17 protein-coding genes and 1 pseudogene are annotated in these 12,760 nt (G+C 61.3%); 2 read left to right on the top strand and 16 right to left on the bottom strand.

Annotated features, from left to right (window positions below):
- Window positions 1-29 precede the first annotated feature (29 nt).
- The 3 genes from L0A91_RS16100 to L0A91_RS16090 form a co-directional block, all read right to left on the bottom strand.
- Window positions 30-215 carry a hypothetical protein gene (locus tag L0A91_RS16100; RefSeq protein WP_235245316.1) on the bottom strand — a complete coding sequence of 62 codons (186 nt, stop codon included), beginning with the start codon at window positions 213-215 and terminating at the stop codon, window positions 30-32.
- Window positions 216-277: 62 nt separating this feature from the next.
- On the bottom strand, window positions 278-1,021 hold the full coding sequence (locus tag L0A91_RS16095) for an aminotransferase class V-fold PLP-dependent enzyme (RefSeq protein ID WP_235245314.1): 744 nt from the start codon (window positions 1,019-1,021) through the stop codon (window positions 278-280).
- Window positions 904-1,341 (bottom strand): hypothetical protein, encoded by a 438-nt coding sequence (locus L0A91_RS16090; RefSeq protein ID WP_235245313.1) that lies wholly within the window; start codon window positions 1,339-1,341, stop codon window positions 904-906. The genes L0A91_RS16095 and L0A91_RS16090 overlap by 118 nt, the downstream gene beginning before the upstream one ends.
- Before the next feature lie 406 nt (window positions 1,342-1,747).
- Here L0A91_RS16090 and L0A91_RS16085 point away from each other — a divergent pair, with 406 nt between their 5' ends.
- Window positions 1,748-1,891, top strand: coding sequence for a GPGG-motif small membrane protein (locus tag L0A91_RS16085; protein WP_235245311.1), 144 nt, complete (start codon window positions 1,748-1,750; stop codon window positions 1,889-1,891).
- A gap of 204 nt (window positions 1,892-2,095) precedes the next feature.
- Here the strand turns inward: L0A91_RS16085 and L0A91_RS16080 are convergent, their stop codons facing one another.
- From L0A91_RS16080 to L0A91_RS16025, 13 genes and pseudogenes are all read right to left on the bottom strand, one after another.
- Window positions 2,096-2,503, bottom strand: a complete 408-nt coding sequence (locus tag L0A91_RS16080) for a hypothetical protein (RefSeq protein ID WP_235245309.1) — start codon at window positions 2,501-2,503, stop codon at window positions 2,096-2,098.
- Between the two features lie 90 nt (window positions 2,504-2,593).
- A complete protein-coding gene (locus L0A91_RS16075) occupies window positions 2,594-2,980 on the bottom strand; it encodes a hypothetical protein (protein WP_235245306.1) in 387 nt (128 codons plus the stop codon).
- 28 nt (window positions 2,981-3,008) lie between these two features.
- Window positions 3,009-3,203, bottom strand: coding sequence for a helix-turn-helix transcriptional regulator (locus L0A91_RS16070; RefSeq protein WP_235245305.1), 195 nt, complete (start codon window positions 3,201-3,203; stop codon window positions 3,009-3,011).
- A 254-nt stretch (window positions 3,204-3,457) separates the two neighbouring features.
- Window positions 3,458-5,153: pseudogene (locus L0A91_RS16065) on the bottom strand (AMP-binding protein).
- 83 nt (window positions 5,154-5,236) lie between these two features.
- Window positions 5,237-5,479, bottom strand: a complete 243-nt coding sequence (locus L0A91_RS16060) for a hypothetical protein (RefSeq protein ID WP_235245304.1) — start codon at window positions 5,477-5,479, stop codon at window positions 5,237-5,239.
- Window positions 5,464-6,438 carry a serine/threonine-protein kinase gene (locus tag L0A91_RS16055; RefSeq protein ID WP_235245302.1) on the bottom strand — a complete coding sequence of 325 codons (975 nt, stop codon included), beginning with the start codon at window positions 6,436-6,438 and terminating at the stop codon, window positions 5,464-5,466. The genes L0A91_RS16060 and L0A91_RS16055 overlap by 16 nt, the downstream gene beginning before the upstream one ends.
- A 42-nt stretch (window positions 6,439-6,480) precedes the next feature.
- Complete coding sequence (locus tag L0A91_RS16050) at window positions 6,481-7,131, bottom strand: ATP-binding protein (RefSeq protein ID WP_235245301.1); 651 nt, start codon at window positions 7,129-7,131, stop codon at window positions 6,481-6,483.
- Between the two features lie 23 nt (window positions 7,132-7,154).
- Window positions 7,155-7,655 (bottom strand): hypothetical protein, encoded by a 501-nt coding sequence (locus L0A91_RS16045; RefSeq protein WP_235245300.1) that lies wholly within the window; start codon window positions 7,653-7,655, stop codon window positions 7,155-7,157.
- Window positions 7,652-8,923, bottom strand: a complete 1,272-nt coding sequence (locus L0A91_RS16040; RefSeq protein WP_235245298.1) for a hypothetical protein — start codon at window positions 8,921-8,923, stop codon at window positions 7,652-7,654. Before L0A91_RS16040 ends, L0A91_RS16045 begins: the two co-directional genes overlap by 4 nt.
- Window positions 8,875-9,111: an AAA family ATPase gene (locus tag L0A91_RS20160; protein ID WP_397333756.1), complete on the bottom strand. Its 237-nt coding sequence runs from the start codon at window positions 9,109-9,111 to the stop codon at window positions 8,875-8,877. Before L0A91_RS20160 ends, L0A91_RS16040 begins: the two co-directional genes overlap by 49 nt.
- Window positions 9,053-10,324, bottom strand: coding sequence for a metallophosphoesterase (locus L0A91_RS16035; protein ID WP_235245297.1), 1,272 nt, complete (start codon window positions 10,322-10,324; stop codon window positions 9,053-9,055). Before L0A91_RS16035 ends, L0A91_RS20160 begins: the two co-directional genes overlap by 59 nt.
- Before the next feature lie 137 nt (window positions 10,325-10,461).
- The gene (locus tag L0A91_RS16030; RefSeq protein WP_235245295.1) at window positions 10,462-10,818 is read right to left on the bottom strand and encodes a CrcB family protein; all 357 of its coding nucleotides are present in this window, start codon (window positions 10,816-10,818) and stop codon (window positions 10,462-10,464) included.
- 1 nt (window position 10,819) lies between these two features.
- Window positions 10,820-11,230, bottom strand: coding sequence for a CrcB family protein (locus L0A91_RS16025; RefSeq protein ID WP_235245293.1), 411 nt, complete (start codon window positions 11,228-11,230; stop codon window positions 10,820-10,822).
- A gap of 115 nt (window positions 11,231-11,345) precedes the next feature.
- Here L0A91_RS16025 and L0A91_RS16020 point away from each other — a divergent pair, with 115 nt between their 5' ends.
- Window positions 11,346-12,719: a hemolysin family protein gene (locus L0A91_RS16020; RefSeq protein WP_235245292.1), complete on the top strand. Its 1,374-nt coding sequence runs from the start codon at window positions 11,346-11,348 to the stop codon at window positions 12,717-12,719.
- Window positions 12,720-12,760: the final 41 nt, after the last annotated feature.

The raw sequence follows: 12,760 nt of genomic DNA, 5'->3' as shown, positions 1-12,760 counted from the left end.
CGGACAGCTAGGCCCGCATCAGCGGCAATCTATTGCGTGGTCACCTCAAGAATCTTCAACACTTCTGCTGAAGACGTATCCGGGTTGACGAAGACAACACGCAGCACTATTCGGCCACGCCAGCGGGTCGGCACACAGAGCATGGTCCCTTCACGCGCTAGGCGGTCGCACCAGGTGTTGTAGTCATCCTCATCCCAGCCGGGTCGGTCAAACATGACAACCGACAACTCGGGGGCTACCAGTAGATCCAGATGTTCAATGCGCGCAATCCCAGCCGCTACTTCACGCGCCGTGAGGAGAGTCTGCTCGATTGCTTCGCGGTAACGCTCGGTGCCATGCGTTGCCAGCCCGAACCACAGCGGTAAGCCTCGGACTCGGCGCGATAGGTGCAGCGCCAGGTCGGAGGGTTGGGCTGTTCTCGGTCAATGTGGTCAAGATAGCTGGCATGCTGCGAGTGGGCATCTCGAGCAGCATCTGGCTCGCGATACAGCAAGGCGCAGCAGTCGTATGGCGCAAACAGCCACTTATGCGGATCCACGATGAAACTGTCGGCGCGCTCGATGCCGTTGAACTGCTCACGCACCGAGGGCGCCAATAGACCGGCCCCGCCATACGCGCCATCCACGTGCATCCATACACCGTGCTCGGCGCAGGCATCAGCGACATCGGCGAGATCGTCGATGACTCCAGTGTTCGTGGTGCCAGCAGACGTCACGACCGCGAACGCTGACGGCGTTCGCTCAAGCACCTCGCGCAGAGCCGCACCCGTCATGTGCCCACGTTCATCGATCGGGACTTGCGCCGTCGTTACATCGAGAACTTCAGCCGCAGTGGCAATCGATGAGTGCGCACCGCTGGTGTAAACCAGAGTCCATCCTCCCTCGGGCTTTGAGCCACGGCGGGTCAGTGCGCGTTTGCGCGCCGCGAAGAGGGCAGAGAGGTTGCCAATTGTGCCGCCAGAAACGAAACACCCAACGGCTGTCTCGGGCCACTGCAGCAGACTCGCCAGCCACGCAAGCACCTCGTTTTCAGCGTGAATAGCGCCAGCGCCGGCCTCCCAGAGGCCACCAAAATGTTGGCGCTGCCCGTCACCGCGTCAAAGGCAACAGCCGAGCGATTTGGTGCGCCCGGGATATAGGCGAGGTTCAGTTCGTGCCCCTGGCTACGGGTCGCCGGCTCCAGGACATCCTTGAAAATCCGCATCGCTTCTGCCGATCCGATGCCGCCGGAAGTCACCGTCTCACCTGCAGCGGCTACGATCTCCGATTCGGGGTGTGCCGTAGACCGCGGGTCAGATGACCTGGCCATCCTGGCCACAGCCCACTGCAGTGCGTCACGCACAGCGGACGATTCGTCCCCCAGAATTCGTTAGACCCCGCTAGGTCGGTGCCGTGTACGTGCGAGCCGTTGCTTTGCTGACGAGATTCGTCGTCACTCATCGTGTTTCTCCCCTATTCGAGGTGGCTTCATTGCCATTTCTAGCGGGTCGCAACAATCGTAAGGCTGCGAACGATCTCTATCTACCCCGGCCCCCGCAGTCGATGATCTCGCTACCAACATCCGTTGAGACACACAGACTTTCACCCCGCGCGTTCGGCAATGCTCGCGCTTCACGAACGACCAGATCGCCTCTCAACTGCAGAAATCTGCGACTCGCCGAAGTCTTGCAAGTTGCGAACGGTGAAAGAACGGCCATACTTCGGGAACACGCCGCTCTTGCGGTTACTGCACCTATCTAGGAGTTCTCATGGGATTCATCCTCTGGATCATCGCCGTCATCTTGGTCGTTTCGGGCATTTTTGCCATCATCCGAAAGCAGATGCTGTGGGGCATCGTCCTCATCGTTGTCGGCCTGCTGGTTGGCCCCGGAGGCACCAGCATCTTCGGATGATTGCCTGGCCTCCCCGAGTGGCTGGTGGCACACCATCATCCGCAAGGTTGCCCGGCGAGGCCGACAGAACGCGAAATGGTCCTGGACCCCTTAGGGGAGCCAGGACCATTTCTTGTCGCGCTTGTCGCTACTGCTCTTCAGTCACGATGTGCATCGCGGATTCCTCGCCGGTGCCGCCGTCTGGCTCTTCGGTCTCTCGCGCAATCATCTGTGCATCGGTGTCGCTCTCAGCGCCATCGTCACTGGCGGCCAACTGGTGAACGTCACCGCTTGAACCAACGAAGTTCTGATCGGCTGGGATCGCATCGACATCGTCGCCCCCCACCATCGGGGGTCCGTCCAGCCCACTTTCGTTCTCAGGGCCCCGTATGCGCTGTCCGGGTCGGGGACCTCCTGGGAGATGCGCTCATCGATGGTTTCTTCGTGCGACTCCCCGTCTTCGTCCTCGTTATAGAACGTGGCGCTCTTGAGCCGGTTTGAGGTTTCATATCCCTGCTCAACCGGGTCACCGCCGGGGACCAGCGTGTCCTCAGGTTGCAATTGGTTTTCATCATCCACGCTGTATGCCGTTAGTCCGTCACTGACGTTTTCGCCGCCGGTCTGTTCACTCATTCGTGTCTCCTCGACTCGGGCCAGCCCGCTATTCGCGGACGAGTTGTGCTGCTGCCGTGAGTCTCGCATACCGGAGAAATTCCGCCTCGGTCACCCCCGCCGGGCGTTGACCACAAAAGCAACCGCAAACACCATGACCTGTGCGACGAGGAGGAAGAACAGGACCATCGGGACCTCAGCCCCCAAACCCATCGCGACAGCAGCCACCCCCGTAAGCGGGATGGCAACGAGGCCAAGGGTCGCGAACGCGTGAGTGAGCAAAGCATCTTCACGCTCGTCTCCAGTCTGAGAAAAAGCGCGCTCGAACGTTGTGGCCCGCTCCGGGTGCCGAGTGATCCGCCAAAGCACAACCAAACTCGCCAACAGACCGACACCAGCGCCCTGCAGGAATCCCGTCCCCATGTTCCCGGGCCCTCGCGCCTGAAGCAGCAACCCGAGGCCCAGAATCAAGATGGTGATGCCCATCAGAAACAGCACGACGAGCACCTTCCGGCGTGCAGTGTATTTAGTCGTCGACATGGAAAATCTCCTCAACTCCTGAGCGGAAGTGTCGCGCGATCGCGATTGCTAACGAGAGGGAGGGGTCATATCGGCCGGTTTCGATTGAGTTGACCGTCTGCCGAGACACTGAAAGCGCCTCGCCCAAGGCTCGCTGCGAAAGACCCGCAGCCAACCTAAGCTCTCGGACATCGTTGCGCACGCTCACTCCCACTCTGCGATCTTGCGGGGCTTCTTGGTGTAAAGCACCCTTGCCACATCAAGGTAGACGCGACGAACCAAAGATGTCAAGCGAACTTGTCATTTGCTGCTGTCTTTAGGTGCCGCGGGAACCAAACCAGGCCAAGTCACGCAAGAGGTGGGTGTCTTCGGTGAGCCACCTCTGCAGAGTGGGTGCCTGCCCTGCCGCAATGGCTCTGCGTAGAACTTGCGGCAACACTCCATCGAGCTCGACACTTAGCCCTTCACCCCCGGGAAATCGTCATCCCGGTACTCACCTGTTGGCCGATCATTCGCCACCTCGACCTCCCTGTTACGGAGTTCAACGCGTCGGATCTTGCCTGAGATAGTCTTCGGCAACTCACCGAACTCCAATCGGCGAATCCGCAGGTAGGGCGGGAGGTGCTCACGCACATACGCAAGGATTGAGCTCGCGGTCTCAGGCGTGGGCTCGTGCCCAGGCGACAAGACGACGTATGCCTTAGGGATGGCCAGTCGCAACTGATCCGGCGCTGGGACGACGGCTGCCTCGGCAACGGCCGGATGCTCGATCAGGACTGATTCCAACTCAAACGGCGAGACCTTGTAGTCGGAAGCCTTGAACTCATCATCCGTGCGTCCAACGTAGGTGATGTAGCCCTGCTCGTCTCGGCTCGCTATGTCACCCGAGTGGTAACGCCGGCCACGCATCGCCTCAGCATTGCGCACCGGGTCCCCTTGGTAGCCGGTCATCAGCGCGACCGGGTGAGCCGCCAAGTCGAGGCAGATTTCGCCCTCGCCGGAGCTATCGATGACCTCATCTGTAGCTGGATCAATGAGAACGACGTGCACACCGGGCAGCGGGCGGCCCATCGAGCCCGCTTTCACCGGTTGGTTCGCAGTGTTGGCAATCATCGCAGTCGCCTCGGTTTGCCCGAAGCCGTCGCGGATCGTCAGGCCCCAGTGCTCTTGAACCTGGTTGATGACCTCTGCATTAAGCGGTTCACCTGCACCAATGGCCTCGCGCTGGGAGACAGGGCCCCCGCTGAGGTCAGCGTTGATGAGCATCCGCCACACCGTCGGTGGGGCGCAGAACGTCGTCGCCCTTTCATCGCGAAAGGCGTTCAGCAACGTTGCGGGGTCAAAGCGGCGGTAGTTCAGGACGAGGACTGTTGCCTCTGCAAGCCACGGGGCGAAGAAGTTTGACCAAGCGTGCTTAGCCCACCCAGGGCTCGAAATGTTGAGGTGTATGTCGCCGGGTCGCAGCCCCAGCCAATACAGGGTGGTGAGGTGGCCCACTGGGTATGAACGGTGGGTATGCTCCACCAACTTTGGCCGGCTTGTGGTGCCACTGGTGAAGTAGAGCAAGAGCCGGTCATCCGTGCTATTGCCGGGGTGGGTGACCGGCTGCGGCTTGAGCTGATAAGCGGCCCGGTGGTCGATCCATCCTTCAACCTCACCGACAGCAACGCGTAGATAGTCACCCGGCACATCTTCAAATTGGCTGCGTCTTCGGGGTTGCAGACAACTGCGCGGGCGTTGCCGCGAGCCAAGCGATCAAGGAGATCCGCAGAGGTGACCGCTGTCGTGGTGGGCATGATGACAGAGCCCAGTTTGGTCAGCGCCAGCATCGTTTCCACAACTCAACTTGGTTGCCAAGCATGACGATGACCGAGTCGCCTCGACCGATCCCGTGTCCCGCCAGAGCGGCCGCGATTTGGTCGGAGCGATCAACCAACTCCGCAAAGCTGTAGGAAGCCCGGCTCCCATCTTCCTCGAGGATCACCAAGCCGGGCGCATCATTTCCGCGCGCGAACTCGTCAAACCAGTCCAGTGCGAAGTTGAAATGGTCACCGACATCCGGCCAGGCGAACTCAGCGACCGCGTCGCCATACTACGTTCGCTGGTCGATCAGTCTGTCTCGGACGATTCGCAGTTCCCCGGTGCCAGTCATGTCCGCATCCTGCCAGGAAGATGAGCCGGATCACACCCCATTTTTGGTGTGTCACGGTGCGAACGGCACAGGCTGCGCCCTGGCTACTGAGTGGATTGTTCCTGGTCGGCAGGCGGCTCTGGATCGACGGTCTCTATCGGATCGGCTGGTTCGACTGGTTGCACCGGCTCATCGGGCTCGGTGGGCTCAGCCGGATCAGTTGTTTCGGCCGGCTCGCTGGTTTCAGTCTCGGATGGCTCGCTGTCGCCTGCATCGATCGCGTCAAGAAGCGCAGGAATCGCGAACCAGCCACCCACCACGAGGAGGGCAATCACCGCCAGTCCCACCACCCATCCCACCCAGGAGTCGTTTGACTTGGCCACCGGTGGTGGTGCCGTGCGCACAGTCCTGGTGTGCACAGCCTGGGTGCGCGCTGGGCCGGTGGACTGACGAATCGGAATGGGCGGCAGCGGAGTCTGCAACATAGGGGCGGGCGGTATCCTTGGAGCTCTCCGACCATTCCAGCGAGCACCTGAGCAACTGAGCCAACGGTGTTTCGCTGGCTGGGTCGTTTGCCCCAGAGAGAACCTATCGCACGCCATAGCGGGTCGGGGATGCCCTCAGGCCGGGCTGCCAGCGACGCCGAATGGCGCTGCATCACGGCCATTGGCCCGCCGCCTTCGAAGGGGGTCACTCCGCAGCACATTTCGTAAAGGACGATGCCCAGCGCATAGGCATCCGCGGCTGGCGTTGGCGCCCGGCCTTGCCCGATCTCAGGAGCCATGTAGTTAGCCGTCCCCGACATCGTCTTGGACCGGGGCGACGCAGCAAGATGAGCAATGGCGAAGTCTGAAACGAAGGGGACCGGTGCGCCCGAAGACATGTCGAGCAAGATGTTCTCTGGCTTCACGTCCCCATGTGCCAACCCAGTCCGGTGGATGCCTTCGAGCCCTTGGGCGATTTGGGAACCCACCCTGGCCACCTCGCTGGGAGGTAGCGTTCCGGCGTGGTTGAGCCACGCACGCAAATCGCCGCCCTCAACGAGGTCCATCACGATTGCGAGATTGCTGTCCTGCGTCACCACGTCGTGAGTACGAGTGATGAACGGCCCGTCGGCAGCCACGAGTTCCGCGTGAGCCCGGCCAAATTGCTCGACCACACCAGGGTCCTCGGCCAGATCTGAGCGCAGGACTTTGATGGCGGACTCATAGCCCTCAAGGTCGCGTCCGCGATAGACGGTGCCTAACGCACCGCTGCCCAACTTGTCGGTCAGAACGTAGTTGCTGCCTAAAGGTTGCTCAGTCATGTGCGGTCCTCTGGGTGGCTGCTAGTCCTGACTAACTCATCGTCAGGAGGCTAGATGGACTCGATGGGCGTTTTCGATTGAAACGTAGCGCTCAGGGCTACACGTCAGCACAATAACCTGGCCGGCACTGCTTGGGTCGGACAGCACGCGCCCCATCTGCGCCAGGCGGTCGGGGTCCGAGTAGCCCAGAGCGTCATCAACAATCACCGGCGCGCCCTCATCGGCATCAACGAGTGAGGCGACCGCAAGGCGGCTGAGCAGACCTAACTGCTCTTGAGCACCGCCAGACAAACTCTCGAACGGCACCGAGACCCCGTCGAGTTCACGGTGGGTGATCACCAGGTCCTTGTCGACGGCCACATCGAAGCTCTCGCCGTGCATCCGTCGGCCAAGGGCTCGGAGCGCCGCCGCGTACGGCTCAACATACTGATCATGGGCTTCATCCCGGCAGCCGGTCAGTGTGAGGTGAAGCTGCTTTGCTGCCCGGGCACGACGATCGACCGCCACGAGGTGCCCCTTGGCTTGCCGGAAGGCCTGCACGGCAAGGTCGTAGTTTTCGCGGCGGCCCTCGCTGGCAGCCTGCTCAACGCGGCCGTTCAGTTGATCTGCGAGAGTCTGGGCGGCGCTAACCGACTTCTGCTGGGCAGCAAGCGCCTGCTCTGCCTGTGCCAGCGCTCGCTCGGCGGCTACCAAATCCTGTTCGGCCTGATCAGTGGCTATCTCCGCAAGGGCCGCACGCGCCTCTCGACGTTGGCCTCCGCCACTGCGACAGCCTCATTGAGTGCCTCATCAGGTGATTCGGTGCAGACCTCGCGCAGAGCCGCAGTGACCCTGTCCAGCTCGCGTTTCGCCGTTTGGCGGCGTTCTCCAGAGCGCTCGAGTTTGCTGACGACAGCAGCCAGCCTGCCCCCCACCAACTCGTGCATTTTGCTGGCATCGGAATGGCTTCGCTTCCGGTCAGCAAGTGTCTCCTTCGCTTCCGCAATGACTTTGCGCAACCCGTCTGTCTCGCGGGGCTTCACTTCATCCGGGGAGCCAAGTCGATCGTCCAGTTCAGCCAACTGGTCTGTCCAAGCCTGCGCACTTTTCCCCGACAGTGCCGTCTTTAGCTCGGCATCCGCGACCCGCAGCGTCCCGTGGCTCTCCCGATACTCAGACCCCGCACGCTGCGCATCGTCCACGCTGCTCGCGCCCGCCACACTCAGCAGGTGGCTCAACTTGGCAGACTTAGCCTCAAGGTCTGCGCGCAGGGTTGCCGCGTCGCCACCAGGGCGCACTCGGACCCTGGCCACTCCGGCCACGGAGATCTCTGTCTCGGCAGTGACCAGGACGTCCTCCGGGAACCCGCCGGGCGCCATTGCCGTGGCCTGACCATCAATCGTGATCTCAGCACCCTCGCCGATTCGCTCCACGGACACCAAGTTGCGATGGCTTCAACGGCTGCCTGCGCCGCAACAACCTTCGCGCTGGCACCGGCAATCTCATCAGCCATTGCTGGCGTCACGGCAGCGCTATCAGCTGCGCGCTGAGCTGCATCGTGTGCCTTCGTCAGATCACCGATCCGAGCGCAAGCCTCTCGCAACTGCGCTAGCCGCTCTAGGTCTTGGGCTTGCGCGTACTCATCGTGCAGATCGGCCAGGGTCTGCGTGGCAGTCTCAGCCTCGGTGGTGGCTCGGCCAAGCATGTGCTTCGCCTCATCAACGGCGTCGCCAAGCTCGCGCCTCTGTCTCGTGAGGGCTTCGGCATCGGAGTCCACCACAACGACCGCATCCTGTCGCGCTTGGACCTCAGCTCGCAGTTTTTCGCGCTGGACGACCGCGGATTTGCATCGACGCAGCTCAGCCTCGGCCAAGTCGATGCGCTCCCGGGCCTGGCGCCTGAGTTGCTCTGCCTCACGGGCAGCCTTTGTGGACACCCGTGCTGCCGATAGCGCCTCTTGCAGCTCAGGCAGCCCGTCTTTCGCGGCGTGCCACTGTTGCACGGCAGCGTCTCGCTGACCCATCAAAGTGAGTGATTCCTGCCAGGAGCCATGAGCGAACACAGCTTTGTCGTGCGAATCATTGGCAGAGGTCAATGCTTGCTTGAGCTCGCCACTAGGCCGCCCTGCCGCGGGCGTGAAGTAACGCAAATATTCGCGCTCCACATCGCTGAGCAGGTCGTCGCCACCGGCCACGTGCATATCTGCACCAGCGGCTTGATCCAGGGCGCTTTGAAGCACTGAGCTCTCGGAAAGCGCGTTGGTGGCCGCTCCCCCGCCTTGGGCGAACCGCAAAGATTCAAACAGCGTGCGGTCTAGGTCGCGATCGATCAGCCGCTCCAGCTCTCGCTGCGCGTTGTCTCCCGTAAAGGACTGTTTCGTCGGGCTAAGCACCTCAACGACGATCTTCGTTGAGCGCAGCCACTGTTTGGCAATCCGCAGGCGGCGGCCGCCAATGGTCACTTCAGCTTCGACGTAGGGCCCGAGGTCCTGACCAACCGGCTGCATGGCCTGAATGTCCTTGGACCTGCTTGTCGACTTCTTTTGGGGTCCAGCAAGAGATCAAGCGCTTCGATGACGGTGCTCTTGCCAACTTCGTTTGGCCCATCCACGATCACCACACCAGAGTCAGGAAACTCAACCGTGCGAGATGCGACCCCCTTGACGTTGGCCAAGATAACGGAGTGAATCTTCATCGCGATCCCTCTTTCTTAAGCCGGTAGAGCAGGGCAAGAGCATCGCGAGCGCTCGTCGAGTCATCGTCAGCGTCACTTCGGTACGTCCATTCGAGCAACTCAGAGTCGTCAACCTCGAATCCCGGCTCAGGGGTGTCTTGCCCCCCGGGTCCTGGTCGGTCTGACTCAAGATCTCGCTGGCAGCACGCGCCACGAAGCCACTAAGGCCCAGGGCTGCCAGGTCTTCGTCGCTACTCAGCACGGCCAGCGACGAACGGCTCTGCCAGTCGGGGATGGCCGCGAACATCTGCTCATAGCGCTCCATGCTCACCAGCAATTCGTGGTGATCGCTCAGGGCCAACGTGCCCTGAAGCGTCAGTTTGAGGACGGTCCGGTCTTTCGACGGCATCGCTGACAGTCCACGCTCAACAGCTGCGACATCGGCCGCCGTCGACACGTCAAACGCACGCTCGGCAAAGGTCCAGGTGCCCACATGATGTTGCGTCACCGCAGGAGCCTCGCCAGGCTTGAGATCCACCACCAACACATTTCCAGGCGCCTCTTCACGCAAAGCCGTGACTTCACTTGCCCCCGAGTACCAAATCGCGCCAGAGGTGCCGATGCTCGTCGTCGAGTGCCGGTCGCCGAGCGCCACGAAGTGGATCTGCCCAGCGGCCAAGGCCGACTCCAATGGCTCGGCAGCAATGTTGAACCGTTCGCCCGCCCCTCGGTCGAGAGCATCAATGGAGCCGTGGCCCACGACGATCCGAGTTGTGCCGTCAGCAGGACCCATTTTGCCGAGCGCTTCAGACACCAGGTCACGGTCTGGGTGTTTGCCATGCCACGGAGCAGCCACTAACTCGACACCCTCACGGATGCTGATCGGACCTGGCTCCGCCAAGATGTGCACGTGGTCGGGCAGGTGAGCGACAAAGTCGTCCTGCTCATACAGCGTCCCGCGCTCCAAAGAGTCGTGATTGCCAGGCAAGAGATAAATCGGCACAGCAACATCGCGCATGACTTCAAGCGCCCGCTGCACGGTTTGCGTGTTCAATTGGTTGTTTTCAAAGACATCGCCAGCAACAACGATGAACTCGCAGCCTTGAGCAACAGCCACGTTGCCCAGACTGCGGATCGACTCCAACCTAGCGTCGGCAAAACGCGCTTGGGCCTCTGCGCTGAGGAAGGCGCGGGTCATCCCGATTTGCCAGTCCGCCGTGTGGAGAAATCGCATGATCTTGCCCTCCTTCGCTCATGGAGTCGCTTCTGCGACGCCCTTGATGTGGTGTGGTTACACGTTAAGAGAGAGCACTGACATACCTGCCGAGGACTGGCCGAGGGTCGTCACAGATCTGCGGCAGACATCAATCCCTAGCTGCTCAACAGCAACAACGGCAACATCGCCCCCATTAGCCCCAAGATCGTCGTCAGACCTAGGTAGCGCAGTGCGGCGACCCGATCCCGCTGCCACACCTCATAGGTCTGAACAGCCAACGTGCTGTAGGTCGTCAGCGCCCCGCACAGCCCTGCACCCAGGACCAACGTTAGCCCCGGCGCAATCCGGTCAGACAGCGCGACGACAACCCCCAGCGCGACCGAACCCAACACATTGACCAGCATGATTCCGCGAAACGGCCCCCATCCTGCAATTGCGCTCAGGTGTCGAAGCACGGCCCCCAGCGCGCCACCGAGCGCGACGAACATCAGCCCGAGCGTAGAGAACCCCATCTCAAGCCATCCTTGGCGTTAGCCGACGAGCGATAGACATCCCGGACCCAGCCACAAGAACACACAGCACCGGCGTCACGAGCAAGTAACTAAGGCCAATGGCTAGGTCGCTAGTGCCAGCAACCCCTGCGCCGCCAAGCACCGCCACCTGCACGGCATACGTCGAGAAGGTGGTGAACCCACCTAAGAGGCCGGTGCCCACGAAAAGCTTGCCGTTCGCTGTGACCTTGTCTCGCGTTGCCAACTCCGCAACAATCCCCAAGACAAAGCAACCCACGACATTCGTCAGCAGCGTCGCGAGTGGAAATGTACCCGCACCGGAGGGATACAGTAGCTCGACCGACCAGCGCAGCACGGCCCCAATCGCCCCACCAGCGGCAACAAGTGTGAGTTGTGCCCTATCTACGTGCATGGCTTCGACCCTATGTCAGTGCATCCGATAAACTGAGTGTTATGTCGACTTCTATAGAAGCCGTCTCTGGTAGTACCAAGCCGGGCTCAGCCCGGCTCCTCACCAAGGCGCACCAATGTTAATCGCCAGCGGTCTCTTCATCATTCTTGGGCTCACCGCCCTGACGGGTTACTTCGTCGCCCAAGAATTTGCTTACGTTTCCGTTGACCGCGGCAAACTAAAACAACTCGCCGACGAGGGTGACGCCGCCGCAGAGCGTGCGCTCAAGATCACCTCTCGGCTCTCCTTCACTCTGTCGGGAGCGCAGTTCGGCATCACACTGACTGCGCTCCTCGTGGGATTCGCTGGTGAACCACTGCTTGGCCAAGGCCTGGCTAATGCGTTTGGCTTCACCGGACTATCCTCCGCTGCGCTGCTCTCGATCTCCGTGATCTTCGTGTTGGTCTTCTCCACCTTCGTGCAGATGGTTCTAGGCGAATTGGGGCCAAAGAACTTGGCGATCGCTAAGACCGTTCCGTTGGCTCGAGCGCTGTCGCGTTCCACGTTGATCTACCTCAAGCTCGCTGGCCCGATCATCACTATCTTCGACAAAGCTTCTAACAAGCTGCTGCGGTCAGTGGGCATCGAGCCAGTCGAGGAGCTGCCGCAGGGCGCAACCCCAGAAGACCTTCACCGCATCATCGAAGAATCTGCCCTGGGCGGCCTGCTCGACGATGACCTCAGCCGCTTGCTGGGGCGCGGTTTGGCTTTCCGTGGCCACGCGGCTGAAGAGGTGATGACGCCTCGGATCGACGTTGAAATCGTCCAGGCAGATGAGCCAGCAGCCCGAGTGCTGGAGCTGTTGGAGACGGGGCACTCCCGCTTCCCCGTGGTTGGCCGTGATGTCGACGACATCGTTGGCGTGGTTGGTCTGCATGAACTGCTGCAGATCAGCCCCGAAGAGCGCGCCCACACTCCCGTTCGTGACATTGTCGACGAAGCAGTGATCCTGCCCGAGTCGCTGCCGCTCCCACGTGTGCTGGAACGCCTTCGCGAGTCCCACCGCCAGATCGCGGTTGTTGTCGACGAGTATGGCGGCTTCGCCGGCGTCATCACGTTCGAAGATGTTGCCGAGGAAGTTGTCGGTGAGATCTGGGACGAAGACGATCTGCACGAAGATCAGCCAGAGGCACGCGCCGACGGCTCCTGGGAACTACCGGCTCGCCTGCGGATGGACGAAGTCGAAGACATCACCAACATTGAGCTGCCCGAGGACGAGGACTATGACACGTTGTCTGGCCTCGTCATGGACACACTGGACGAATGGCTGAGGTGGGCGACGAGCTCGACGTTGTGTGGAAACCCGCAACGACGATGGAGAGCCGCAAACCAGCAGCGTCCATATCGAAGTGAAGTCCTTGACCAGGCACGTGCCCGACACGGTGGTGATCCACGAAGCGGTCATCACCGACGAGGACGGCAACGTGGTCGAGGCCGCCAACGACGATAGCGACGATGCGGCCGATAAGGATCACGGCACTAAGAAGGTGG

The organism is Ornithinimicrobium sp. INDO-MA30-4 (assembly GCF_021535045.1).
In the GTDB taxonomy this organism is placed as follows: domain Bacteria; phylum Actinomycetota; class Actinomycetes; order Actinomycetales; family Dermatophilaceae; genus Ornithinicoccus.
This window is presented reverse-complemented; position numbering and strand designations above follow the sequence as displayed.